Genomic DNA, 25,038 nt, shown 5'->3' on the forward strand with positions numbered 1-25,038 from the left:
AAAGATAATTTTTTCAATTTCATAAGTATCATCCAATTAACGCGCTGGAGTTAACGTAATTGTCTTAACAGCAATACCGTTGTAGTTCAGATAAGAACGTGGATGCTCAACAATAGTAACTGTCGCAATGAAGCGGTGAGTCTCTTTAGGTTGTTTGTCACCTAAGAAGAATTGAGTAGTGATAGGAACACGAACAGTCCAACTAGGTTCTGCAGCATGTAAATCACGGTTTTCGATTTGTGGAACATCAGTAGCAGTAGTTCGCATCGTTAGGTTGTTTTGTACGATTGTGCCAACTGTTTGTGATTGAGCGATTTGCTTCATCAATGAATCTTTACCGCCCTCAGTGAAATACATTGAACCAGCATTGTTAATAACGTCACGCCAGTTCAAGAAATCAAAGTTGTAGACAGAAAGAATTGCACTCTTACCGAATTCAGAAATAACAACGTCAGTAACGCGAGGGTTTTTTGATGCTTCGATTGGACAGATAACCGAGTTATCTACTGTTTGAACAGCTTTGACTTTTGGGTATGCATTAAAGGCAGCAAAAATAATCATCGCAAGAACAGCACTCACGATAAAAGCGAAAAACACGAAAACAAGCCATCGTCTTAACTTTGCAATCTCCTTATCTTTTTCATCCACCTGTTTTCTGAGCCAAAGACTAGGATCACAAGAACCTATTTCAGCGTTTTCATTAGATTTGTCTTTAGACACAACAGCACTCCTATTTCGCTGGCTGATATATAACAGATGGAATTGGACGATCTGATTTAGAGCTAAGCACACACTTAACTGGTGTGCCGTCATCAAAAACCAAAGATTCAAAATCTGTTGTGGTGAGTTTAAAAGCTACAAAACTAAGCGTTGTTAAAACGGTTAAAATGCACAATGAGGCAAACGTACTAACCAACACTCTTAAAAGCCTTGCGTATTTTCTTTTACCTATTATTGATACTTCAGCGTAAGGAGAACCCCATGTTGAAGTAGTCAAATTAGTTTTAGAGTTATCCATTTAGTCAATCACTAAACCCGACTTTAATTCGTCCTTATAATAGTCGGTATTAAACTCATTTGCTATATTAAGATCAAAATAATAAAAGGTATCTAGGTTATTAGCTAAAAGTGTTTTAACAAATTCATGGCTACCATTAACGTTTTCAATAGAATCTAAAGTAGGCTTTATACTAAAACCACTATGGCCTCTCCACTTTCGCCCATAAAAGTTAGAAGCAGTATCTTTACCAGCATGTCCAAAAGCACCAGCTATCACAAACTTATCAATACCCTTTACCTTAGCATTTGCAATACATTGATGCCTTGTACTGTATAAAGTAGGTCGTTGATCTTCATTAGTTAAAACCTTGCCTCTAAGCTTAAAGTAATTGATATAACTTAAACGTAAACGCTCTTGCAGTATTTTAATAAAAGTCTGTTTTTCATCCCATCCAAAGGTATAGCCACTACTTTTATTTAAACTAGATACCTTTCTCACATACCTATTTAGCAAGTTCCAATAAAGGTATATCTTTTCTTGATCTTCATGTTTAAGGTCATCAAGTATTAAATACCTTTTAAGTCCATTAGCCCGACCATGTGTAGCCTTGCCATTTTCCACAATCATGATCAGTTTTGGTCCTTTTACTGCACAACAGAATGAAACGGAAAACCACTCAACAGGACGCAATCCAACAACAAGATTGGCATCAACAAAAGCAACCATCATCCGATCAAACTCACTAACCCTGGTGTTACTCTCGTTCTTATGCTCGAATTCTCTTACCAAGTAGTTGTAAAACGTGCGTTCAAAGTACTTTGTTTTCAGCTCAGAAGTACGCTTAGGTTTGTCCTTATTAGCTGTATATTTTGTGTTAATGATTCTTAAATATAATTCTTCTAAAAAATATTCATCAAAACCAGCATCTATATCTTCATCATTAATAGAGCCATTATTTAGCTCATTAAGCTTTAGACCGATTCCATACACTAAATATGCACGATATGTTCTAAATGTAGATTCCGCGTAATAACCATTTTCAGATTTAGTTTTAAATTCAGAATATATGTTTTCATATAACATTTTTAAATCTAGCTCTGAACTATCTAAATGTTTATCAATTTTTTGCTTAAGCTCAATATCATATTTGGTCTTAGTAGAATACGGAAAATCTTCTATACGACTTGTGTATTCTTTTAATGTCTTTGGATAGCTATTAGGATTCTCAAAACTGCTCACCACTACCACCCTTTATCCACATGCAAAACATGAGCACATACTACAACGTTAAACACCTTTCTAAAAGTACTCGTTAAAACGTTTTTCACTTTAAGCAAAATGTTTTTCACTTTTAAGCCCAATAAATGCGAATGTCTTTTTTGACTCCTCTCTTGTTAGTACAGTGGAAAAATCAAAAAAATGAAGTTGAGAAATCATAAAAACACAGTGGACCTTTTTTACAGTGAAGTGCTTGATATGCATAGTTTCAATAGTCTTTTGCCAGTTGCGATGCCTTAAATTTTTAGGGAAAAATACGACTCTAAGCCTATCATTATTGCAGTTTAATTGGTGTTTAAGGTGTCAAATCTTTATATTTAAGATGCACAGCACTAAACCATAAGATAGGTTTTTATAAGTAGCAGCTTTAATGTCTTTAAACTTTTAAATTAGGAATGGTATATACCAAGATGCATTTTTTCTTCAAACAGTTTTTATCAATTTATTTAATATTAAAGAAGCTGGCTTATAAATAAATTGCATTATCACCAATAATATTTTTAATATTAATTAAAAAAAGCATATTAACATCTTTATTAATATACTTCTATACTGTAAAATATAAATTACAGCATTAACAATATTTTAATTAAAAAAAGAATAAATGTACTTTGTTATTTTCTGTATAAATTATATTCTAAAAAAAGAACAAAAAAGAATAGAAAAGATAATAAAAAGAAAGAATAAGACTATAAAGGAATATAAAAGACGTCTAGCAAACTATAAGAGCTCATTTACTCTCTATAATTGATTGAAAAAAGTACGTTGTATTTCCATTTCAGATAGGTACTACTAAAAAAAAGCATTGTTTTGGACAGACAATGCACTTAAAAAGAGTATTTTTTACAGATTTGTCTTGTTTAGGCCAGGTACGACTGCCTGAAGAACGCCCTTAGATATACGTTAAAGCTTATAAATTAGGTTTAAGCGAGTGCCTAAAAGTCGGCTTTATACCTTTTAAGGGATTTTTTATAATTAATAAAGTGCATTTTAATAGTTTTTAGACTAAAATCATTTTGTCTTTATACCCACTTAATCCGGAGTAAAAATGAAGCACAATAAAAAGCTTTTAAGCGTTCTTGTAATTGGTTTAATGATGTCTGGGTGTGCTAGTCGTGATGTAACGCAATTAAACGTAGCAAGCCCTTTATCTATTATATCTGAAGCATCTCAAGAGGCTTTAATTGCACAACAGAACTTAAAGAACTCTTCTGCAATTCAAATGCAAACTGTTCAGAAGAAACAAGGTAGCATCAACCATGACCTTTTAAATATCGACTACATAGGCGATCCAATACCTTTAATTAAAAGTATTTCTAGCCAATACGGATACCGTTTTGTAGAAGCTGGTCCTACTCATGAGCTTCCAATTGTTAATTTTAATAAAAAGCGTCTTACTGGTGTAGAAGCTTTACGCGATGTTTCTGCATATTTAAATACTGCTTCGATAACTCTAGATCATCAAAATAAAAGTATTTTATTGACTTATAACTAATACCCTTTAAATCCTTTTATACATATCTGGAGTTTTTATGGACTACTCTAATAATGCTTCATTACAAGAGCTACTAAACCCATCTAACCAGTCTTCTTTAGAAGTTCATGTTAGTAATGTTGAACAGCAAGCTCGTTATGAAGCCATGCTTGAATTAGTTAAGCAAAAAGGTATTAAGTTAGGGATCAATACTTATTTAAGCAACGCTCGTGAGGTCATCAAAAGCCAAGAGCGTAACCTTGATACAATCTTTAACTTTAAACCTTACATGATCAAAGATGTTGTTGTTCCCCCGGTTATTATTGAATCAAAAGATGTAACTGAGACACCTAATGCCATGTCGTACAAGACGACTAAGCAGACTTATAAAATCTTGAAACAAGCTCGTTTCAGTACTCGTGCACCTGATTGGCGTCAGTACCTTGTTTTCCCTACACTTGATAGCAATGTTGATTACGTGACTTTCATTCCGAAAGAAATGTTACCAGCTAACGAACAAGAACGAAAAATATGGAAAGAGACTGCTGCTAAGTCTTATGAAATGGGTTTAGTTGAGGGCCGAAATATTGTTGAAGATGCAGTAGATCGTCTTAAACGAGATTATTTGGGGATGGTTACTTTCCATAAGTTTGTTTTAGAGGGCAAGTTATCAATGCCAGCAATTAGCAGTCAATCACTGGCTGTTTCTTCTACACAAGACACTATTGCTCTTGATATGAAATTGCTTCAAATCCAACAATTACCGCAGTTCAATTCAAATATTGAAACTTGGAAACCAATTCTCCAACCTGAACAAATTGCACCTAGCTATCAAATTCCAAAAATTAACCTTGTTAGCGAACCTTAAGTTCGCTAACTCAATTGGAAGTTTTAAATGCAAATGAAGGTTTCGACATTAAAAGCAAAATCTGCATTATTTGATGTTAACAAGATTAAAGGATCTGAAAATAAGATTCTGACAGCTACCAAAGACATTCGCAAAGACTACGATTCTAGCCGTGGTTTTGGTTTGGCTACATTAACAGCCATAACGACATACAAAGATCCGAAACAAGGGTTTAAAAGTCGCGATGAATTTGAAAGTCTTCTATATGAAGCATTAGCTCATGGTGCTTCAGATATTTTCATTAGTCCAGATCGCCCCATCACAATGATGAAAGACTTGGAGTTATATTCGTTAACACACCGTATTATCAATCGTGATGAAGCTCTACACATCCTAAGAACGATTGCTGATGAAAATGCCTACTTAGTCCTTATTAATAATAAGTTTATTAATAAGGCATATCGTATTCTGCAGAAAGACGCTTCAGGTAAGGAAACTCGTTATAACTTTCGTGTGAACGTATCTCGAACTTCGTATCGTGGATCTGGAGATTCTTTTCAGATAACGTTACGTACAATTTCTGGCATTCCCCCTCACTTTTCAAAAGTGGGTTTAGATGAAGATTTCATTAAAAGATCGCTACCTCACAATGGTTGCTACATCATTGGCGGAATCACTGGTTCTGGTAAAAGTACAACACTAGCTTCAAATATTCGCTATGTGTTGGAAAATAATACTCATATTCGTGGAAATATTTTGACTCACAACGAGCCTATCGAATACGAGTATGACGCAATTGAAAGCACACACAGTATTGTTAGTCAAAGCGAAATCCCCAATAACTTCGAGACTTTTGCGGATGCAAATAGAGAGGCGATGCGTAGACGTCCTGCTGCAGTTGAAATCGGTGAATTGCGAGATAAAGAAACAATTTCTGCAGCTCTAGAACTTTCTTTAACTGGCCACCCTGTTTTTGCAACGGTTCACGCAACCACCGTAGACAAAATTATTCCACGTATGTTGAAGCGCTTTAAGCATGAAGAACATCTTCAGGCTGCAGCTGACATTATTGGTTCAGTTTATACATTGATTGCTCAACGTCTTGTTAAAGATGTGAACGGCAAGGTATTTGCTGTAAGGGAACACTTAATTTTATCACCTCAACTGAAAGAAGAATTGCTTTTAATTGATGATATTCATGCTCAACAGAAGTTTATTCGAGAGTTAATGATTAATTCTGATGGTTCAGATCCAAACATCAGTAAGAGTTTCAGGAAACAAGCTGACGATCTACTCAAAGCTGGTCGTTTGCATGAAGACTACTATTACAAACTGATTTATTAAGAGGCGAATATGGATGATCAATATGCACACTGGTCGCAATTTAGATTAAATCTAATCCTATGGGGCGGTTTAAACGGATATTTGTTTATACCTTTTCTAGCTGTTGTTATTAAGTTTTCCTTGTTCAAACTTATGCTTTTCATCGGCTTGATAGTAGCAACATTGGTTATTGAAAAAGTATTTAAATACAAATACAGCTATATCCCCTCTGCTCTTAGACGCTTAGTTTTTGGGGGCAATAAATACACTAGACGCGGTAGAAGACGTTACTCGTTGTAAATCTTGAAAAATTGAAAGGTAAACTTATGAAAAATACTCAAAATGAAAAACCAGCGATTGAAGAACGTTATATTGTTCTAGGTATTGATGATGGACATGGCGGTACAAAGCTTTATGCTGGTCTAGATCAAGATGGAAATGAAATCAAACTGACTATTCCTAGTATTGCTTATTCAGGAAAAGTCCTCACTGGCGAAGAGGATTCTACTGACTATTATGTGGTTAAAGTTAATGAAAACTTTTATACAGTTGGTAAGAAGATCAATAGTAGTGTTCCTCTGGATACCAGAACAGACGAATACCCGACATCTGAATATAACAAGGCACTAATACACCAGGCAATTAAGGCCTATATTGACCATATCGGAACATATGATGGTAGAGCGTTTGCAATCGCTACTTCACTTCCTGTTAGTCGCTATTACACACCTGAAAAAACCAAAAACATGCCACTTATTGATATGAAAACTAATTTTCTACTCAATGGTGATGTTTGCTTCAACTTAAAAGATCATAAAGCTGGTAAACCGCTTAATATCATTAAAAGACATATTGTTAAATGTGAAGCTCAAACAGCTTATTTTAATGAGATTATTGATGTACACGGAAACGGTTCAGAAGATAGTGATCTTTTAATAAGTTCTGAATGTGCTGTAATCGATATTGGCGGTAAAACCACTGATATTGTAGTCACATTAGATGGAGGAAACATGCTTGATGGCCATCGTTCTACATCACGTAACCTTGGTATTCTTACCATCTATGAACGAATCACTAGCTTAATTCTTGAATCTGGCTATAAAACAGTTAACGCTAACTGGCTAGATTTCGCACTAAAATCTGGAACTTATGGTATAGGATCTCAAGCCAAAGATATTACAGGTTTAATTCAGCAAGCTAAAAACGAATTCATGATCGAATTAAATAACTTTATCTCTAAACAGATCGGTGGAGGCGATGATTTAGCATTAGTATTATTTTGTGGAGGCGGTGCAGCTTTTCTTGAAAAAGAGATTAAAGAAAAGTACGACTTACCGAACGTAAGAATCGCTGAATCACCAGAGTACGCCAATGCTAAAGGTTTATATAAGTTAGCTAAATACATGTATAAAATGTACGCAGAAATCAAATGACAGATTCAAACTACATACAACTATCCTATCAATTAATTCACTTAACAAGAGAAGATCTTGATGTGATTAGTAGTGTTAATAGAAATCTACCAGGTCTAGACTTAAACGCTTTTAGTTTAAGTCTGCTGTATTTAGGATTTATCTTTTGTACTGACAAGCAGAAGATTTTTCTAAATGCGCCAGTGCAAAATGAAATAGACGAGACGTTTGCACAGCCTGTACGAATGAAAATAGATAAAAATGCAAATCAAAAACTATTTAATTCAATTAAAAAACATCCTCAAGGAAAGCTTCGTAGAAATTACATAACTGCTGTTTTACATGCTGGTATAGCGGTTCTAATTGAGCTTTCATACCTTTATAAGTTGTATGAAGTTAATGAGGATATGGCAAGCCTATATTCTGTCAATTCTTTCCTATTAAGGTTTGGCTTAAGTACTTGTGTTGAAACATACACCAAGTTTAATACTGCTTACTATGTGTACGATATTGAATATCTTGAAAAAAAGTATCTTGATCATATATCCATACAAATACCAGAAAGTAGTAAGGAGCAAATTGAACAATCACCTAAAAAGCCCGTAACTAATTCTATCAAGAGCAAGGAGGTTCCTGTTCAAAAAGCAGTTAAGATAAAGGAAGCTAAACATACTGAACATAAAAACATTCAGGACCACTCCCCTACCGTTGAAACATCTCAAAATACCGAAACGTCCGAAATTAACAATGCTAAACCAAGTCAAAACGTATCTGAATCAAAACCAGTAACCAATCCAAGTAGTTCGGATTGGCTTAACCAGACTTTTAATCCAGATCTATTATAAAAAAAACCGGCAATGCCGGTTTTTTTCATTCAAAGTTTTGAAACTTCAATCATTCAAGCTCTTAAAAAACTCTTCAATTTTTCTAGCTTTCTCTTCTGTAATATCTGCATCCAAGGCTACTCGCAACTTAAGTACACTCTTACCTTTGGTACCACATTCAGAACTCATAGAACCAAATTTAACGCCCTTATCTGTCTTAAAATCGAATTTAATCTTACTCGGTTGTTCTTCAGTAGTAGCTTCTTCAGTTTTTTCAGGCTTAGTCGCCTTATTTGCTTTTTCTTCTTCACTCAAAATAGCTATAAATCCTTTATGACGCTTGCCCGTGGATTTAAATTCTTCAACGTATTTATCCCATTCTGGTCTTAACAAGTCGAAAATTGCTTTTTCAGTTTTAGTTTCTAAAGCTTTATTTATTGCGGTATTCACTTCTTGAGCAATATATCCAGAAATTAGCTCAGGATCTTCGTTCAAAGAGTCCAAAATGAACTCAGGTAAGTCTAGAATATATTTGAGACGGAAATACTTCGACTTATCAATCGCAAATTTTTCAGTAACAAATTCATAACTTTCAAAAGGATAACCAAACTCTTCACATAATTGCTTGATTTTTAATATGCTTTCAAAATCTGAAAGATTTTGTCTAGCAGTATTATCCAATAAAGCTGTTATAGCAGCTTTATCATCATTCATAGATGTTTTAACTAAAGCAGTAATTCTCTTGAGCTTTAAAATCTCTTTAATTGCTCTAAAACGTCTCTCACCAGCAATTAACTCGTAACGATTACCCTTCTGTCGAACTGTAATCGGGTTAATTTGTCCATTAATTTCTATATCAGCAGCCAAAATTGGCAACTTCTCATATACACGTTTATTCATGATACGTGGTTGATAAGGTGATGGATCAATTAAATCAATGTCGATTGATTCTAAATGAGATCCGCTAACAATATTTTTTGTTTCTCGCTTAGCTAGTGGGTTAAGACTCCCCTCTTCTATGGTTGGAGTCGCTGTATTTTCTTTTACATCAGTAACTTGAGCATCACTCCCTGTTGCATTAGCAACAGATGTTTTTTTCATGCTTTTTACTTTATCTTTAAAGTTCATATCAGCACCTTATAATTTTTTGTATTCAGAAACCATTAGATCTACAAGTTGATTAATTGCTTGTTTTGCTGGTGTTTCTTTTCCAGCATCCAGATCAAATACGGAACACTTAACATATGATGCTTGACTAAAAACCGTAGCATTTGGAATACAGATTAATTCCTTATTTACCAGTTTTTCTTGCAATTTTGGTTGAGCATATTCATTGCGAATATCTTCAGCCAAGGTAAGATCCACTGTATTACGCTTGTTATAAAAGTTTAGTACTGGCGATAGAATTTTTAAATCTGGATTGCTTGTCTCTAAGTCATCCATAGAGTTAAGTATATCTTCCAAACCCTGAATACTGTATTCACCCTGTAATGGAATTAATAAACTGTTTGATGCTAACAAAGCATTAAAAGTTAGAGTTTCCATTCGCGGTGGACAATCTAACAAAATAAAGTCGAAATCCCCTTTTATCTTTCTTAATACACTTCTAATAATTTCATTAGGAACTGGACTAGAACGCTGAATATTGATTTCAACATCACGAATGTTATTAGCACAAGCAATCAAAGACACATTTTCAAAGTTGGTTTTATCTGGACCTTGTATAACATCGTGAATGTTAATTGTTTTATAGTTTTCAAAAATATCTTTTAGAGTGCCATCTATATCGTTAATATCTGGAACATTTGAAATATGTTTTGTTGCATTACGTTGGCTATCTAAGTCGATTACTAAAACCGTATAACCTAATTTTCCAAGCTTAGCAGCACAATTCACCGTAGATGTTGTTTTGCCCACACCACCTTTAAAGTGGATGCTTGTACAAATATAAGTTTTTCCTGAGTTCTTTTCCATTTTTCAATCACCTTTCAAGTAAAGTCAAACAATACAATATTTGAAAAATATTTAAAATACTTTTTCACTTTATTTTTAATATATTTCAACTTTTTCAATCTATATGCCTAACATGTGTCCATATCTTATGTGTTTTTCATTATCAGACTGATAACAGCTTTAGATTCCTTGGCGTGGCTTTTTTCATTATCAGACTGATAACAGCTTTAGATCCCTTGGCGTGGTTTTTTACATTATCAGACTGATAACAGCTTTAGATTTTTAATCGTGGATTTTTTCATTATCAGACTGATAACAGCTTTAGATCCCTTGGCGTGGATTTTTTCATTATCAGACTGATAACAGCTTTAGATCCCTTGGCGTGGATTTTTTCATTATCAGACTGATAACAGCTTTAGATCCCTTGGCGTGGTTTTTTTCATTATCAGACTGATAACAGCTTTAGATTCCTTGGCGTGGTTTTTTTTATCAGACTGATAACAGCTTTAGATCCCTTTGGCGTGGTTTTTTTTTTCATTATCAGACTGATAACAGCTTTAGATTCCTTGGCGTGGTTTTTTTCATTATCAGACTGATAACAGCTTTAGATCCCTTGGCGTGGTTTTTTTCATTATCAGACTGATAACAGCTTTAGATTCCTTGGCGTGGTTTTTTTCATTATCAGACTGATAACAGCTTTAGATCCCTTGGCGTGGTTTTTTTCATTATCAGACTGATAACAGCTTTAGATTCCTTGGCGTGGTTTTTTTCATTATCAGACTGATAACAGCTTTAGATCCCTTGGCGTGGTTTTTTTCATTATCAGACTGATAACAGCTTTAGATTCCTTGGCATGGTTTTTTTCATTATCAGACTGATAACAGCTTTAGATCCCTTGGCGTGGTTTTTTCATTATTAGGCTGATAACGGTTTTTCGATTCTAAATCGTTGATTTATTCATTATCAGACTGATAAAAATGGAGTTGCCAAGAAGAGGGGAGGGCTTACTACTACTTACAGTTAAATAAATGAGTAGACGTTGTGAAATGCACAACTGAAAATGATCTATATTAGCTGAGTAGGGGAGTGCCCTATTCAATAAAAAGACTACCAACAATATTTATAGAGAAATTTATTATATAGGCGGTTAATCCACTTAAATGTCTAGTAGGGGAGGGCTTCTTATTCATTCTTTTTAGTATTTGACCAAGAATACTGGCTTAGTGTTGAGATTGACCTGATTTAAGCTTTAAAAGGTATTAAATGCCACTTTAGTCAAGAGCTTAAAACCAGACTTAAAATCCTTAAAAGGTTTAAGGGGAATTAGATTAAAACCAATATTAACTATATAATACCCAACAATACACATATTAATAGGCTATAAAATGGCAGATCCAAAAGATAAGCTTGTACATGAGAATCATATTTATATATTTACTGTTGTTATGGTTTTAGTGGCTTTTTTGGCTGTATGGTTTGCTTATAAACCTCAAATTGTAGGGTTTTTAGTATACACAAAAGGTATTTTAATTATTCCTCTATGGTGGATACATAGCATATTCAAAGCTATCGGGCTTAACTACGTGCCTCTACTAAGTGAGTTGGTGTATTCAACAGAACACCTATGTAAACCAACAAACAATTGGCTTCCATTATTTTGTCAAAATAAGTTTAGCGAAGTCACTATTTTTCAAATTTCAAAAGCCAGTCAAGCATGGAATTTATTAATATTTTTGCTGGCAACACCTTGGATAAAGAAAGCTTATGACCGCTTCAACAGCGAGCATCCAGCACGGGGCTTTATCAAAAGCATGAACCTAGAAGAGTTCATAGAGGAACAAATTCCAAACCAAAGACACTTACAGGTTTTTGGTCCATTAGACTTGTCAAAATATGATACGAACAATGGTCATTTTAAAGCGCTAGATTCAACTTATGAGTTTGCAAATAGGCATGAGTTAATTACAGGAACTAAAGAGCGCCTTGTGAACATTACAATCAACGGAGTAACGAAAGAATATAATGATAAAAGTGAAACAGTACCTATCATAGATGAAGAGAAGTTTTTAAATGTCTTACGTGAACAACTAGGGGATCTTTGGATAACCCTTGATAATTCAAAAGAAACATCACCCGATGAATTATCGTATTTATCCGATGTTGATACAATTTTGCTAGCTTTGTATTTACCAGTAGCATGTGCAACCGATGAATCTATGGATGATGAAGAGTTCCGTAAAATCAAAAAAGATTCAACAACATTAATTAATTACTATTGGGATATTTGCACAAAAAATATACCTAACAACCCATTGTTTGCAATTGAAAATCAGTATGTTGAGGGCGATCGTAAGCTTGTAGGGTTTAATTTTGATTTCCTTAGAAAAAGAATTCACAAATACATTAAACATCCCGTTGCTACTAAGATTTTTAAAAACCATGCATATGTAAGAACTATTTTGTGTGAGGTTGTATTAACAGCAAGACAACTAGGTGTAATGCCACCAACAGATATACGCTGGTTAAAACTATACAATCGAACTGCATACGCATTCATACAGAATATTGGTAGACCGTCTTTGTTTAGTGAGGGTTTAGGTCCAATCTCGCATTATCTAATTGAGGTGAAATTAGGGAAGCCATTAGAAGAGCCAGACTTTAACATTGGCCTTGTTGGTTTTGAATACGAATTATTGAGTTTTGCCATGACTGAAGCTAGACAAAAAGCTGCTGAAGATGTGAACAGTATTATTCGAGTAGTAGAGTTTACGGACAAGGAATTAAACAACGGATCTTATAACTCTAAAAACAATGATAAAGATGATTTTAAGTATAGTGACGATCATGTTTTTGATATGGTGAGCGTAGAAATACCACAGGATGAAATACAAAAAAACAAGCAAAAAGGGTTTTAGTCTTAAACTTATAAGTTATAATTGACCGGTATTAAAACACCGGTCTTTTTTATTTAACTATTTTTTTAAAACCATATTTTAACTATACTGCTAAAACATGGCTTAAAAGGTAATACTCTAAAATGCTTTTAAATAATTTCACTAAAATAGTAGCAAGTTGCGCTATTAGTATTATTACAATCTCTACTTACGCTGCACCATCTCAGGACCTTACTTCTAAGATGCAAAAAATGGGCAAAGTAAAAGAAGTTAAACCCTTTAGTGGAGGTTTAACTTCTTGGATTCTTGAGGCACCTAATGGGAAAAATGCGGTGTTTTTTACAACATCCGATGAAAAAGTCATCTTACATGGTACAGCTTGGGATTCTGCTACTAAAAAAAATATATCTGAGCCTCTTAAATTAACTGCAAAAAAAATGAATACACCAGCACGACAACCAACAGCTTCCGTTGGGAATTTGGCCAGTGCATACAATCATCCAGTCTTTAAAGCTGTAAAAACGCTTTCAGGGTTTAAAGAGGGGAAAGCGAATGATAACAACACTGTTTACATCATTTACGATCCACGCTGTAAATATTGTCACGAAACATTCAACCTTTCTCGCTCATACGTTAAAAGCGGTGCAACTATTAAATGGATTCCAGCTTTAGTTCTAAACCAAAGTGAAAACGGAAAACAATTAGCAGCTGGAATTCTTCGTAAACCATCTGAAGATACTATTAATAAAACCTTTAATGGAACAGATGAAGAAATTAACTCAATTAAAGTGATTCCTACACCACAGGAACTTGCTGAGTTGGATAAACACTTAGGCGCTCTTCAATCTATCTTCTTCTATCACGAAGATATTGTTGCAATGCCAAAAGAAGATCGTGAACAGCGAGAAGCAATTCGTAGCGCTGGACAAAAGCCACAGCCACTAACTGCTGGTGTACCAGTTGCTATCTTTGTAAATAAAAAGACTGGAAAAGTTGAAGCTCGTAGAGGAACTTCAGAAACAGCCACTCTTGACTATATTTTCAAATAAGAGGGAATTGAGATGAACAAAACTCAATTGAAAGCTTTCCAATCGATTGTCGGAAACTTTTCACCTTATTTCTCTAAGATAAACAATGAGTCTATGTTTTTAGATTCTGACCTTTCTGGAGATACGGATAGAAATCGCCAGGTGAGCATCTTCAATATAGATGCAAAGGCCACGGATCTACTATTAACGATCAAAGGATTTGATCAGGTCGAGAATAATTTGTTTAGAGGACAAGTTTTCTTAAAGTCTGACGAAAACACAGAAATTCTTATAAGTGAGCCATGCTATTACTTAAACAAAAGCAAGGTTCGTTTCAGTACATATGAACTTCAGAGCTACATAAAGGAAGTTTGGCATCAAGCTCTAAATGAATATAAGGCTGATGTTACAGACAGCCCTATACGTTCTAATGAAGAAAAATACAGCTTATCTTTAGCAGATAGATTCTCTAGTTTTAAAACGTCTTGGCCAGCTATGGGCATTGTAGCTGCAGTAGTTGTTTTTGCTGGAGGCGGTTACTTTTTAGGTTCAGGTACTAATGAGAAAAATGCATCTTCAGAAACAAGTTCGCAACAACTAAGCACATCTGATAACCCTGAACTTGACGGTAAAGCCTTGGCTCTTAAAAACATGGGGTTAGATCCTAACTCAATGGCTTTTGATAACTCATGCTTTCAAGAAAAATAAGGTGAAATATCTATGAGAGCTAGACGAATAGAAAACCTTGAAGCATTACAGCTAAAGGCCTCAGAAATAGCACAAATAACCGTTAAAGAGTTGGAAGCACGACACTATTTAGTTTGGTGGTTGAGCTCATATGACCGAAACATGAAACGTGGCTATAACAATGAAACCATTTGCTTAAGCACCTATCAGGTGAATGAGTTTTGTTTTTCATATGCAATCACAAGCGAAGTTGAAAAGTTTTATTTACTAATACAACCCGAAAATTGGTTTTTAAATGATTTAACTTTCGAGTCTGCTTCTATAGATGAAAAAGGCTTAGTTTTAAATTTAGCTGAAGTAAATGATCAGTTATTCAAGCTGTATATATCGCGAATGCAAATCAGATTTAATCTTGATGAAATTCATGCTGAACGTTTAACACACGCAAAGAAATATGCAAAAGAACTGGTCTTTATTCAATACAACCCACAGAAAAATCAGGTCATGAATGTAGGTGTTTCTATCAATTTAGAAAACAACACAATCACTCGAAAATCATCAAATCAAACGGCAAAAAATAAGCGCTTGAAAGGGGCATTCTAATGAAGAAATCAAACTATTTTAAGGTAATTGGTGCAATAGCAGTTTCAACAGTTGTTTCACTTGCTTATGCTGGCTTTACTGAAATTAATAGTTCTGGAGACATTGTATCTAAAGACAGTGCAAATGCTTTACGCACCAGTTTTTCAACACCAAATCAAAATATACCAGCGCCATTACGCACATATTCACTATGGGATAAGATCTCAGAGACAACCAAATATAATGGCACAGTACAACCAAAGCCAACACCTGTTGCAATTGAGAGTACATCTTCTCAAGCACAAAATATTCAAAGCAAGAGCAATATTAATGTGGCTAACATAGAGAGCCAACAGGAAATCAAAAGATTACAGGCAGCACTAAAAGAGAAAGAAACTGAGAATAACAAGCTCAAATATTCAAACCTTGAGATGCAAGTGCAAGTAGTTGAACTAAAAAGCGATATAAACGAACTGAAGCAACAAGTTAACTTTTTAGCAAGCCAGATGCAAATTGTTGAAAGCGATGTGCTTGTAATGAAAAACAAAAAACCAAGTTCTTTTTTAGCACGAAATTAAGCAATGGTTGTGAAGAAAATTACTCAAAAACCTACCAGTGAACAGCAACGAGCAATTGATAAAGCAACACGACTAAAAACCAGTTTTAAATTGATTGCTTTTGCTGGTACTGGTAAGACTACGACATTGATCCATTGTAGTAGTGCTTTGCAACAACTAGGTAAGCTTGGACTATATCTATCATTTAATAAAAAGATGGCAGATGAAGCTAATCAAAAATTCGCTGAATATGGGCTGAATTCAGTCACATGTTCTACATTCCATTCTCTAGCTTACAGAAATATACCTGGTTGGCTGAAAAATAAGATTAACAAACCTACGTTACTTCCTAAAGATATTGTTCAAAAGTTTAAGCTTGAAAACATTCGATTTCAGTACAACGGGAAAAACCGACAACTCACCGATCTAACATTAGCGCTGATTATCCTTAATACATTACGTTATTTTTGTATGACAGTGGATCAGACTGTTACCAATGATCATGCTTACATAGCTTTAAAAGAACAAACATCAATTAAGCGCAATGACGTTCTTGAAGATAAAATCACTTCAATTGCGAAAATGATCTGGAATGATGTAGTTGATCCAAACGGTGATTATGGTATTACACACGATTACTATCTCAAGTGGTGGGTACTGCAAAAACCACAACTTGATTTTGATTACGTGATGGTAGATGAAAGCCAAGATAGTGACCAATTAATACTAGACGTACTCAAACGTCAAAAAGCAAAAGTTATTTTTGTTGGAGATCCATACCAAAGCATATATGGCTTTAGGGGTGCGAAAGATATTTTACAGAACCTAGATCTTGAAGCATTGTACTTAGAACAGTCGTTTCGGTTTGGTAATGCAGTTGCAGATATAGCTAATCTACTTCTCAATAAACTTTTTGGTGAAACCAGACAGTTAAAAGGTTTACCAAGTAAAACGTCAAAAGTTACCACTTTCAGTACATCAAGTTATGCACCATCTTCATTGAACGCGATTATTTGTAGAACAAATGCTACGGCTTTTGAATACTTTTTTAAGTTTCATGGCTACCTTAATGGCGAAAAGAAAATACGTCTTGAGGTTGATGGAAAGCGCAGTAAAGATATTTTCAGTGGGATTTTTCAACTGAGAGCAAATAAACGGCCAACGTGTAAAGAGCTTCAAAACTTTTCTTCCTACCAAGAGCTTGTGGACCATATACAAGTGTTTGGAGAAGTGGAGGGGGCAACTACAGAATTAAAAACCTTTCTGGATCTAACAAACCAATACTCATGGCAAGTGATTGAGTGGGCGTTAGAAAATAGTATGGCTGATGATGAAACTGACCCTAAAAACACTTTGGTCATTAGCACATCACACAAGAGTAAAGGTTTAGAGTGGGATAATGTCCTAATCGCAAAAGGCTTTAACTATAAAATTCTCGATAAAAAGCTAATGATTTCTGCAGATGAAAAACGGCTGTTGTATGTGACCGTAACACGAGCCAAAAACATATTATTTACAGATGGCATTAATGATTTATTGGAACACTTAAATTCAAAAAATACGGAGATTTCAAATGCCTAATCAAGTTGAAGTTCTGCAAAATAGAGTGTTTCAGGCATGTCACAATGCTAGTTATATTCGCGGAGAGTTTCATCACGAACCGTATATCATGGAGCTTGTTAAGAAAAAGGGCTCACAGGTCGCAGATATAATCACACCACTTCTTGAAATGTTTCATCTAATTGAAAAGGAAACAAAGTCAATCTTTAGTTTCACGGAAGATTTTAATTTCAAGCAACGCCATTTTGAACCAGGTGTTTATCTCAAAACTAAAGAGATATTAAATGGTGTAGAAACGTTCGATGGCCTGGCTATCGTTGATATTCCTTCAGGATCTTTTAGAAGCATTGTCATAGATTCAGGCGGTGGAATTGCTTCAAGTAAACATACAATTGAGCAGTTTAAGGAATTAAAGGGGAGATATTTAATTCCATTTTATTTTGATGGAATATATGTGCACCCTCACTGTTATACATATTTTTTCATCGAAAATGATATTAAGAGGGTGATGCCCCTTGAGGCTTATGATTCAAGCAAAGTAGGAAATGAGCAAAACATGGGCTTGCATTGGGTAGAAGAAGCAATTGAATACGGTAATCTTCACTTTGGGTTTGAAGTTGAAACACCAGATACCGAAACAATTATAGAAAAAGTCTAAAACCAAACGACAAAAAAGGGCATCTTATAGATGCCCTTTTTATGTTTTGAAATTAATAAGAAAGGTCGATTGCCACTTGTGCTAAAGATGTAAAAGCAGAGGATTCACACATAAAAGATTGACGAATAAAAAACGATGGATTGTATGAGCTCACCATAGTTTGACTATCACAGTTTTGGCTAAATTTAATATGTTGTGTATTGATTGCTTGCCAAGCTGCAGCATTCTTTTGACTTTCCGCACGAACGTCTTTGATGAAACGTGTTAATGATTGGTTGTATGGTGTATTGCACTTAAGTTCTGGTGAACCGTACTCAGAATCACGCGCTTCATTATAATTAAACACGCATTTTTGATACTCAGCTTGTACCTTGTTATAAGCTTGAATAGCTTCAGCTTTGGTCTTATAACCAGCGTTGGCAGATGACGTAATAATGGTAGCAGCACATAACAAAGCTAAACTTAAAAACTTTTTCATAACCTGATCCTTTATTACTTCATTAATGCCGGAATAAACATTGCCCAACCTAATTTATTGGTCGCTTTACATTGCATGCTTAGTGTTTTGTACTTTGCAGTCTGGCCAGCGTATAACTGATCGCAGTTAGCAAGTAACTGAGTAAAGTTTCGATTGTGATCAGCTAGAACACGCGGAGCTTCTTCATTATTAATATATTTAGAAGCAAGGCTACCAAGCTGGCTTGCGCGGTTATAAACATTTGTATAGCAATTTAGGTGTTTTGCATCAAATGGATCGTTAGAAACCGCAGCACATTTAACGTTTACTAAGCGCAGTTTTTCAAGTTCAGCACGAATAGAGTCTGAGCTAGTATTAGCACTAGCATTAAAAGATGCACATGCTAAAAGGCTAAAACCCAATAAAGACAAAAATCTGTTTTTCATAATATTTCCTTTAATTGCTCTATTAAGGGTATTCAGAATAGTAAGGGCATAAACGCATAACAATACCTTCAAATGTAACGGCTTCAGCTAAAGTCACAACACCATCTCGAGGGTTTCTATCGAGGTTTCTGTTCGCATTATATTCACGACTAGGGCTTTTATATGGTCCACCTAAAACTAGAGCATAAAACCCAGCTATTGTTTTATTATTATAGTCGCTTTTACGTTGTCGTGCTTTTACTGCAAGATATAAATCTAATAATTCGACTTGTTGTTGAGCACTCAGTGTAGTGATTTGCTTAGGGTTTGATTTAATTGAAGCTGGTATTCCTCTCGCTGTTAAATCTGAAGCATTAATATCTGTTATACCAATTTTAGTCCATTGACTTAAACCATATGCACCAGCGTTGTTGTCAATTTTAAGATTAAAACCGGCAGATTCAAAACCAAGAATAGCTGCAACGTCATTAGGGTTATAACCATGTTTTAAAGAAACACGTTTAATACCATCTTTAACCGCACCAAAAGCACCTGGTATACCCCAACCACATTTACGATCTGGAGTACCTTGTCCACCTTTTAAGATTTGTGCATCTGAATAAACTTGCCCGTTTCCACCTTCCTCAAAAAGCTGTTTCATTTCAACTACTGCTACTTCAGGAATAACAGTTGGTTGTTCAGCTTTCGTATAAAGTTCATCTACACGGCCAGAATAGCGTTGAGTTTCTGACGCTGTATAAGCTGCCAAAAGAGCCTCTAAGCGTTCATTTTGTTTATGGATCTCTTTAGTCAAATAGTTTTGTGCATTGATAATGTTTAGCTTTTCAATCAAAAGCCCCATCATCGACATAGTTGCTAATTCATTAAACCATTTAGAGTTGCCATAACGTCCAGTACCAATGTTTTCAATTAATTCTGCTGGCGTAGAATTAAGTGCACCAATATCAAAACCCACATCATCAGCCGTACCACCAAAAATAGTTCTAGGCGGTGCATATTGAGCAACATCATTTGCATAAATGGTACCGCTTGCAGCTGCTTCAGGTGAGATAGTACCGTCAGCAATCATTTGAGCGACTTGCACTTGTGCAGATCCATAAGCATCCATCGAAACATCGCCACTAAATGCAAGTGCTGGAAGCTTTTTGCCTTGTTTTACTGCAATGCCATCTACCGATGAAGAAACGGGGAGGGTGATTCCTGTTGATGATGAATATAAGGCATTCCATTGAGTCCTAATGGTGTTACCCAAGTACGGTGTGTATTTGTTTTCTAATGCTTGTCCTTGTGGCGAGACACTAATCACAACGTCTTGAGGTAAATATGGCGTAGGATCTGTTAACTTATATTCAGAACTACCCACATATGGCGCAGATCCTTTAACGCGTTGCTGAAGTGCAATGGATGGATTTTTAAAAACTTGATCTAAGTTTTTATTCAGCCAAACATCTAGCCCACGTTTTGCCTTTACACCATATTCAATGTGCAAATGCACGGCACATGAACCACAGCCTTTATTTGACATGTGTGCGATGTTTTGACCAGCTTGAATACGTTGACCAGGGTAAGCGTTATATTTTTTTTGATACGATGGATCAGTATGGCGATACATGATTCGATCGCCAGTATCCATCTGCATAATTAGTGGGTTAGTGGTTGATTGGTTGCTTGCACCAGATGAACGTGTGTCATAAGAGACAATAGAACCTGAACCAATTGCTTTAAGTGTAAGGTCATTAGGATTCGCACGACTAATATCAATACCGTTATGACTACCAGCAGCGCCCCCTCGCAAACGAAATTCACCAAAACGACCAGCACTACGGCGCCCATCATTCGGCATGATCGAATATTTATGGAAAATCATTTTTTGAGCGTTGTTAGGAACTTTTGCCGTATTAGCATTTGTAGCGGTTACGTTTTCAGAAATAGGATCGGCGTTAGCGGTATAAATAAAAGCCGAACAAGTCACTAAAATTGCGACTTTAATGCCACAGCTCAAGGGCTTTAATTGAAATGAGGGTTTAAATTTCATAAGTGAATCGCCAGGCTTAAAGGAAGTTCTTAAAATAAATTAACTTCTTATTAAATATCCCTAATAGCTAAGTGGACGGATTAAGTATATACGATTAAATACTTATTTTATACTTTAAAAAAAGTTTTTAGGTTTTGTTTTAAGATAGTATATACATATAGCGTTAATCTTATTGATAGGTTTAAGAATAAGGTTACATGGTTTTAATATTTTAATTTAATAAAAGTAGTGAGGTATCTAAATATGTTAAATCACGCACACGTTTTAAGCGCTACTTTCGACCAAGCGATTGACCGTGCTTCAATGGGATTAGACTTTTTAATCCAAAACAAAGTACACATGAAGAATGAAAATGCCTTGTTAGCTCACATTGAAATGCTAGAAAACAGAATCAAAGGTATTACAAATCAGTACAACGAATTGGTTGCTGAAGCGAACGCACACATTGATGACGTTACAAGCAAGCACAATGAGCTGGCGAACAAGTACAACAATGTTTGCGCCCAAATGAAAGCAAAAGACATCGAGCTTAATAACAAGCAAATTGAGTTAGAAGAAGAGCGTATCAACAACTTTGACTTACTTGTGCAAAACCGTTCATATAACAATTTGAACCGTGCTTACAGTCATGCAGTTGGTCAGCTAGAGAAAGATCAACAGCAACTTGTTAATATCGGCGTTCGTAGATTTATTTTTAACTCTACAAACAAAAACAACATTCAGAAAATCAACTTTTAATTATGAATATTTTGATAAAAAAAATGGTGCTTATAAAGCACCATTTTTTATTGTCTAGATTTTAAGGTTTACCTTTAAACTTAGACAGAGTTGAACTTAAACCTGAACGCACACGATTAGTCATAGTGCTACGGCCAGAAATATTAGATTTCTTGGTTGCACTAGAACTAGCACCAAAACGTGCATTAGGAGTCGAACCAGTACCATACGTATAGCCAGTACCACTTGCAACATTCACACTACCGAAAGTAGAACCAGTCTTAGATGCTGATGCTTTAGCTACACCACGATTAAACGTAGAAGCTGTTTTTCCGTAAGCATTTGCACCATATAGACCACCCCCAGTAGTAGGCGTATTATTTGTACCACTTACACTTGTAGCACCCATACCGAATGTAGATTGACCTTGGCTTGGGGTAGGTGATGTTGGTTTAGCACCAAGACCAGTTCTACCACCCGTACCACCAGTGACACCACTTGGAGTAATACCACCTGTACCACCAGTTGCAGCGCCAAAAGAAGCGGATCTAGCTGGCATGTTTACAGGGCTATATGCAGTCGTACTACCAGTACCGCCTAATGTATTACCACCTGTACCACCATTGCCACCACCACCACCTTTCGGATTATTTGGACCACCCTTACCACCATCAGGACGTCTACCAGGCGGTAAAGGACGGCGAGATGCTGGAGATGGACCAGACAACGTACTTGCAGCGCCACCAAACTTTTGAATAGCTTCTTTTGAGTTTGTTTCACCCCACTGACCGCCATTCAATCCAGAACCAATCCATTGTTGTACTTGGTCAGCAACACTAAATACCAACCCGTAAATCAGGTAGATCGCTGAAGTCATCAAGAATAGATATAAGAAGAACTTCCAGATAAACGTAATCAGCTCAGTAAAGATAACTGTAAACGTATTAGATGAATAAGCGATGCTCATTGCACCTTGGTAGCTAAAGAACATATCAGTAAGCGTAACAAGAGCTGGCCCGATAATAATTTCAGCCATCCAGAAACCAACAATGATAAATATTGGTCGCATGAACAACGTTAATACCGTGACATAACCTTGTGTTTGGCTACCGACAAAAGTACGCTCAGGGATCATGTGCATTAGCGCCCATAAAGGCAAACCACACACAGCGTATAGGATATGGATGATCCAACCTACACAAGCTAGACCAAAGAAGATCATTGGCATATATGGAATAACAACCGCCATCCACACACCAAGAATCGTCAAATACGTTACTAGCTGACCAAGGATAGGAGCAAAGATATTTTCAACGGCATATTCTAAAGCGTTGGTGCCTTCTTCAGTTACGCCCTTAAGCCCTGGTACCCATTGAACAAGAGCAGAACCAGAACGAGCAGTAAGCACGACTAATTTCATGCCGACAACAGTACCTTGAGCCACAGCTTTATAGACTAAGATTGCTTCACCAGTATCTTGAATATTACGGATAACATTCGTATTGCGGTGCAATGTAGTAGGGCTGATATTTGAGCTTGACGAATTATTATTTAATAATTCCGCATCGCCTTTTTCACCGACCAATACACCCATTACCAATGATTTAGTAATGTTTGTTGCCCAAGCAGAACCATATGCCGAAAACTTTTGATCGATGTTGGATACTTTGTTTGAGTCACCACCATCGGTAGACATTGATATTAAGTTGGTAGAGTCGGCAATATCGCCGTTTGCCACCCAATTATTGTTGGATGTAATGCTACCAACAGCATTATCCATTGCAACATAAACGGTGTTATAAATTGCTTCACCTTTTGAGTTGCTCATGATTGCTGAATTCAGTGTAGGAGGGCTGAACGTCCACAAAGGTTCAGTAATATAGTTCTCAACAATAGCGCGATATTGACCTACTTTAATACGAGCTTCAGGCGTCATCATCCAACCGCGCTGATTTAGCGTATTAACAACAGTTTGAACCGCAGTATAGCCATTTTCAGAAGTCAGAACATTATTCGTTACGGTATGACTCTTATTCACATAATTATCAACTAGCGCATTGAAAGCATCCATAGCAGCTTTACTAATCGGGAATGTTCCTTCCTGTTCAGTGGCATTAGGGCTTACTTGATATGCGATATACCACTTTTCTAAATCGATAAAGAATTGACGATATAGATTGTTCTTTTCTTGTTGTAACTTAGCTTGAACATTTGCCAAAGCAACGTTGATCTTGTTTTGATCTGATTGACGAAGTTTATAAACAGGAATGGCCATTAACTCAGCATTAACCGCAGCTGGATTAACAACGTTCATTGAAGCACCGCCACAGATCGGCTCTTTTTTGCCCCCAACTTCTAAACGGCTGTCAGCGTAAGCGAAGTTATAAGTAACAGATGTCCAGTTACTTGCAGTTTTAGCGGTTTTATCAATGTAGTTTTGCTTTTTCTCTACTGCAGTCATGCTAACACCAGGATTAGCATTCGCCCCATAAGCACCATCACTAAAATAGCGCCCGAATGCTGGCGGTAGAGTATAAAACTCTTGGTTTAGAACGTTAATACAATGCAACTGGCGAAGCATAACAGGCGCATTTTTCCTAAATCCAAAGATGTCACGCTGATGATCGTGCGTATCTGACAAACTAGCCGAAGCCATTAAGGATTCGCCTAACGTTCTATTATTAATTGTATTGGATACATTATTTGACCATAGCACCATACCTAGCACCACTACTTGAATGAAACAGTAGCCGGACGCCGTAGGTAAAAGTAAAATAATCGAATATAATATTCGGGAAAACATCGTAGTGACTTTTGAATCTTTCCCGAAAGCTTCACCGTCCTGGGCGCTTTTCAAAAGTGCTGTTAAACCAATACCGATCGCAAAAACCAAAACCAACGACATTGCCACACTAGCTACACCGCCTAATAATATATTAGTGAGTAAACCTGATGATGGTACTGTCGAGGCTGGTCCAGACGCATTGATAAACGCATTGATGAAGTCGTGTCCAAAGATAGATGAGAGAAGAGTAACGGCTTGGTCGCCATCACAATTCGGATTTGTCGATTGACAAAATAAACTCATAGCTAACTCACCGTTTTTCTTAATGCTTCTTATACATCGCTTACTTAAGACGACTAAAAGCAAAGTGTTATAAATTACAAGTTAGACGTTTAACTAAAAGGCTTAATACCTTTTAACCAAAGAATCATTAAAACCATTTTATTACAAATAACAATGGTTTTTAAATTAGCAATAATGTACCACAAAACTGTTATTGGTATATACAGAAAGTTTAAACA

22 protein-coding genes are annotated in these 25,038 nt (G+C 35.8%); 13 read left to right on the plus strand and 9 right to left on the minus strand.

Going from position 1 to position 25,038, the window contains the following annotated elements; all coding sequences use genetic code 11:
* Window positions 1–36: 36 nt before the first annotated feature.
* The 3 genes from DJ533_RS01445 to DJ533_RS01455 form a co-directional block, all read right to left on the minus strand.
* Window positions 37–597, minus strand: coding sequence for a DotI/IcmL family type IV secretion protein (locus DJ533_RS01445; RefSeq protein ID WP_228134816.1), 561 nt, complete (start codon window positions 595–597; stop codon window positions 37–39).
* A 133-nt stretch (window positions 598–730) separates the two neighbouring features.
* Entirely contained in the window at window positions 731–1,018 is a 288-nt protein-coding gene (locus DJ533_RS01450) for a hypothetical protein (RefSeq protein WP_024160792.1), read from the minus strand.
* The gene (locus DJ533_RS01455; RefSeq protein WP_227518656.1) at window positions 1,019–2,239 is read right to left on the minus strand and encodes a hypothetical protein; all 1,221 of its coding nucleotides are present in this window, start codon (window positions 2,237–2,239) and stop codon (window positions 1,019–1,021) included. It lies immediately after the preceding gene.
* Between the two features lie 1,087 nt (window positions 2,240–3,326).
* On the opposite strand from DJ533_RS01455, the gene DJ533_RS01460 reads away from it, so the two are divergent.
* The 5 genes from DJ533_RS01460 to DJ533_RS01485 all read left to right on the plus strand — a co-directional run bounded on the left by DJ533_RS01460 (window position 3,327) and on the right by DJ533_RS01485 (window position 8,179).
* A complete protein-coding gene (locus DJ533_RS01460) occupies window positions 3,327–3,773 on the plus strand; it encodes a DotD/TraH family lipoprotein (protein WP_024160790.1) in 447 nt (148 codons plus the stop codon).
* A gap of 37 nt (window positions 3,774–3,810) precedes the next feature.
* The gene (locus DJ533_RS01465) at window positions 3,811–4,620 is read left to right on the plus strand and encodes a type IV secretory system conjugative DNA transfer family protein (RefSeq protein ID WP_024160789.1); all 810 of its coding nucleotides are present in this window, start codon (window positions 3,811–3,813) and stop codon (window positions 4,618–4,620) included.
* 27 nt (window positions 4,621–4,647) lie between these two features.
* Entirely contained in the window at window positions 4,648–5,943 is a 1,296-nt protein-coding gene (locus DJ533_RS01470; RefSeq protein WP_024160788.1) for an ATPase, T2SS/T4P/T4SS family, read from the plus strand.
* 305 nt (window positions 5,944–6,248) lie between these two features.
* Window positions 6,249–7,355, plus strand: a complete 1,107-nt coding sequence (locus DJ533_RS01480) for a ParM/StbA family protein (RefSeq protein ID WP_024160787.1) — start codon at window positions 6,249–6,251, stop codon at window positions 7,353–7,355.
* Complete coding sequence (locus DJ533_RS01485) at window positions 7,352–8,179, plus strand: hypothetical protein (protein ID WP_044110986.1); 828 nt, start codon at window positions 7,352–7,354, stop codon at window positions 8,177–8,179. Before DJ533_RS01480 ends, DJ533_RS01485 begins: the two co-directional genes overlap by 4 nt.
* A gap of 45 nt (window positions 8,180–8,224) precedes the next feature.
* Here DJ533_RS01485 and DJ533_RS01490 read toward each other — a convergent pair whose 3' ends face one another.
* Window positions 8,225–9,286: a ParB/RepB/Spo0J family partition protein gene (locus DJ533_RS01490; protein WP_043974992.1), complete on the minus strand. Its 1,062-nt coding sequence runs from the start codon at window positions 9,284–9,286 to the stop codon at window positions 8,225–8,227.
* A gap of 9 nt (window positions 9,287–9,295) precedes the next feature.
* On the minus strand, window positions 9,296–10,132 hold the full coding sequence (locus DJ533_RS01495; protein WP_005028640.1) for a ParA family protein: 837 nt from the start codon (window positions 10,130–10,132) through the stop codon (window positions 9,296–9,298).
* Window positions 10,133–11,496: 1,364 nt separating this feature from the next.
* Here DJ533_RS01495 and DJ533_RS18845 point away from each other — a divergent pair.
* The 7 genes from DJ533_RS18845 to DJ533_RS01535 all read left to right on the plus strand — a co-directional run bounded on the left by DJ533_RS18845 (window position 11,497) and on the right by DJ533_RS01535 (window position 18,077).
* On the plus strand, window positions 11,497–13,026 hold the full coding sequence (locus tag DJ533_RS18845; RefSeq protein WP_024160802.1) for a secretion/conjugation apparatus DotM-related subunit: 1,530 nt from the start codon (window positions 11,497–11,499) through the stop codon (window positions 13,024–13,026).
* A 122-nt stretch (window positions 13,027–13,148) separates the two neighbouring features.
* A complete protein-coding gene (locus DJ533_RS01510) occupies window positions 13,149–14,054 on the plus strand; it encodes a hypothetical protein (protein ID WP_005028646.1) in 906 nt (301 codons plus the stop codon).
* A gap of 12 nt (window positions 14,055–14,066) precedes the next feature.
* Window positions 14,067–14,741, plus strand: a complete 675-nt coding sequence (locus DJ533_RS01515) for a hypothetical protein (protein WP_005028648.1) — start codon at window positions 14,067–14,069, stop codon at window positions 14,739–14,741.
* Between the two features lie 12 nt (window positions 14,742–14,753).
* Window positions 14,754–15,323 (plus strand): hypothetical protein, encoded by a 570-nt coding sequence (locus DJ533_RS01520; protein WP_005028650.1) that lies wholly within the window; start codon window positions 14,754–14,756, stop codon window positions 15,321–15,323.
* Window positions 15,323–15,880 carry a hypothetical protein gene (locus DJ533_RS01525; protein ID WP_005028652.1) on the plus strand — a complete coding sequence of 186 codons (558 nt, stop codon included), beginning with the start codon at window positions 15,323–15,325 and terminating at the stop codon, window positions 15,878–15,880. The genes DJ533_RS01520 and DJ533_RS01525 overlap by 1 nt, the downstream gene beginning before the upstream one ends.
* A gap of 3 nt (window positions 15,881–15,883) precedes the next feature.
* On the plus strand, window positions 15,884–17,440 hold the full coding sequence (locus DJ533_RS01530) for a UvrD-helicase domain-containing protein (protein WP_005028656.1): 1,557 nt from the start codon (window positions 15,884–15,886) through the stop codon (window positions 17,438–17,440).
* Entirely contained in the window at window positions 17,433–18,077 is a 645-nt protein-coding gene (locus tag DJ533_RS01535) for a hypothetical protein (RefSeq protein WP_005028658.1), read from the plus strand. Before DJ533_RS01530 ends, DJ533_RS01535 begins: the two co-directional genes overlap by 8 nt.
* Before the next feature lie 52 nt (window positions 18,078–18,129).
* On the opposite strand, the gene DJ533_RS01540 is transcribed toward DJ533_RS01535, so the two are convergent.
* The 3 genes from DJ533_RS01540 to DJ533_RS01550 are packed head-to-tail and all read right to left on the minus strand — an operon-like array spanning window position 18,130 to window position 21,015.
* Window positions 18,130–18,555, minus strand: coding sequence for a hypothetical protein (locus DJ533_RS01540; protein WP_005028662.1), 426 nt, complete (start codon window positions 18,553–18,555; stop codon window positions 18,130–18,132).
* 14 nt (window positions 18,556–18,569) lie between these two features.
* Window positions 18,570–18,980 carry a hypothetical protein gene (locus DJ533_RS01545; RefSeq protein WP_005005820.1) on the minus strand — a complete coding sequence of 137 codons (411 nt, stop codon included), beginning with the start codon at window positions 18,978–18,980 and terminating at the stop codon, window positions 18,570–18,572.
* Window positions 18,981–19,002: 22 nt separating this feature from the next.
* Window positions 19,003–21,015: a peptidoglycan DD-metalloendopeptidase family protein gene (locus tag DJ533_RS01550; protein WP_005028664.1), complete on the minus strand. Its 2,013-nt coding sequence runs from the start codon at window positions 21,013–21,015 to the stop codon at window positions 19,003–19,005.
* Window positions 21,016–21,258: 243 nt separating this feature from the next.
* Here DJ533_RS01550 and DJ533_RS01555 point away from each other — a divergent pair, with 243 nt between their 5' ends.
* Window positions 21,259–21,753 carry a hypothetical protein gene (locus tag DJ533_RS01555; protein ID WP_042893415.1) on the plus strand — a complete coding sequence of 165 codons (495 nt, stop codon included), beginning with the start codon at window positions 21,259–21,261 and terminating at the stop codon, window positions 21,751–21,753.
* Window positions 21,754–21,814: 61 nt separating this feature from the next.
* Here the strand turns inward: DJ533_RS01555 and DJ533_RS01560 are convergent, their stop codons facing one another.
* Window positions 21,815–24,820: a DotA/TraY family protein gene (locus DJ533_RS01560; protein WP_047471810.1), complete on the minus strand. Its 3,006-nt coding sequence runs from the start codon at window positions 24,818–24,820 to the stop codon at window positions 21,815–21,817.
* Window positions 24,821–25,038: the final 218 nt, after the last annotated feature.

This window comes from Acinetobacter defluvii (genome assembly GCF_001704615.3).
Taxonomy (GTDB): Bacteria; Pseudomonadota; Gammaproteobacteria; order Pseudomonadales; family Moraxellaceae; genus Acinetobacter; species Acinetobacter defluvii.

Bases quoted from the DNA above. Each gene is read 5' to 3' on its own strand.
- DJ533_RS01470 (WP_024160788.1), top strand. From the start codon at position 4,648: ATGCAAATGAAGGTTTCGACATTAAAAGCAAAATCTGCATTATTTGAT.
- DJ533_RS01480 (WP_024160787.1), top strand. From the start codon at position 6,249: ATGAAAAATACTCAAAATGAAAAACCAGCGATTGAAGAACGTTATATT.
- DJ533_RS01530 (WP_005028656.1), top strand. From the start codon at position 15,884: ATGGTTGTGAAGAAAATTACTCAAAAACCTACCAGTGAACAGCAACGA.
- DJ533_RS01465 (WP_024160789.1), top strand. From the start codon at position 3,811: ATGGACTACTCTAATAATGCTTCATTACAAGAGCTACTAAACCCATCT.
- DJ533_RS01540 (WP_005028662.1), bottom strand. From the start codon at position 18,555: ATGAAAAAGTTTTTAAGTTTAGCTTTGTTATGTGCTGCTACCATTATT.
- DJ533_RS01510 (WP_005028646.1), top strand. From the start codon at position 13,149: ATGCTTTTAAATAATTTCACTAAAATAGTAGCAAGTTGCGCTATTAGT.
- DJ533_RS01525 (WP_005028652.1), top strand. From the start codon at position 15,323: ATGAAGAAATCAAACTATTTTAAGGTAATTGGTGCAATAGCAGTTTCA.
- DJ533_RS01450 (WP_024160792.1), bottom strand. From the start codon at position 1,018: ATGGATAACTCTAAAACTAATTTGACTACTTCAACATGGGGTTCTCCT.
- DJ533_RS01485 (WP_044110986.1), top strand. From the start codon at position 7,352: ATGACAGATTCAAACTACATACAACTATCCTATCAATTAATTCACTTA.
- DJ533_RS01515 (WP_005028648.1), top strand. From the start codon at position 14,067: ATGAACAAAACTCAATTGAAAGCTTTCCAATCGATTGTCGGAAACTTT.
- DJ533_RS01535 (WP_005028658.1), top strand. From the start codon at position 17,433: ATGCCTAATCAAGTTGAAGTTCTGCAAAATAGAGTGTTTCAGGCATGT.
- DJ533_RS01555 (WP_042893415.1), top strand. From the start codon at position 21,259: ATGTTAAATCACGCACACGTTTTAAGCGCTACTTTCGACCAAGCGATT.
- DJ533_RS01560 (WP_047471810.1), bottom strand. From the start codon at position 24,820: ATGAGTTTATTTTGTCAATCGACAAATCCGAATTGTGATGGCGACCAA.
- DJ533_RS01495 (WP_005028640.1), bottom strand. From the start codon at position 10,132: ATGGAAAAGAACTCAGGAAAAACTTATATTTGTACAAGCATCCACTTT.
- DJ533_RS01520 (WP_005028650.1), top strand. From the start codon at position 14,754: ATGAGAGCTAGACGAATAGAAAACCTTGAAGCATTACAGCTAAAGGCC.
- DJ533_RS01460 (WP_024160790.1), top strand. From the start codon at position 3,327: ATGAAGCACAATAAAAAGCTTTTAAGCGTTCTTGTAATTGGTTTAATG.
- DJ533_RS01545 (WP_005005820.1), bottom strand. From the start codon at position 18,980: ATGAAAAACAGATTTTTGTCTTTATTGGGTTTTAGCCTTTTAGCATGT.
- DJ533_RS01490 (WP_043974992.1), bottom strand. From the start codon at position 9,286: ATGAACTTTAAAGATAAAGTAAAAAGCATGAAAAAAACATCTGTTGCT.
- DJ533_RS01550 (WP_005028664.1), bottom strand. From the start codon at position 21,015: ATGAAATTTAAACCCTCATTTCAATTAAAGCCCTTGAGCTGTGGCATT.
- DJ533_RS18845 (WP_024160802.1), top strand. From the start codon at position 11,497: ATGGCAGATCCAAAAGATAAGCTTGTACATGAGAATCATATTTATATA.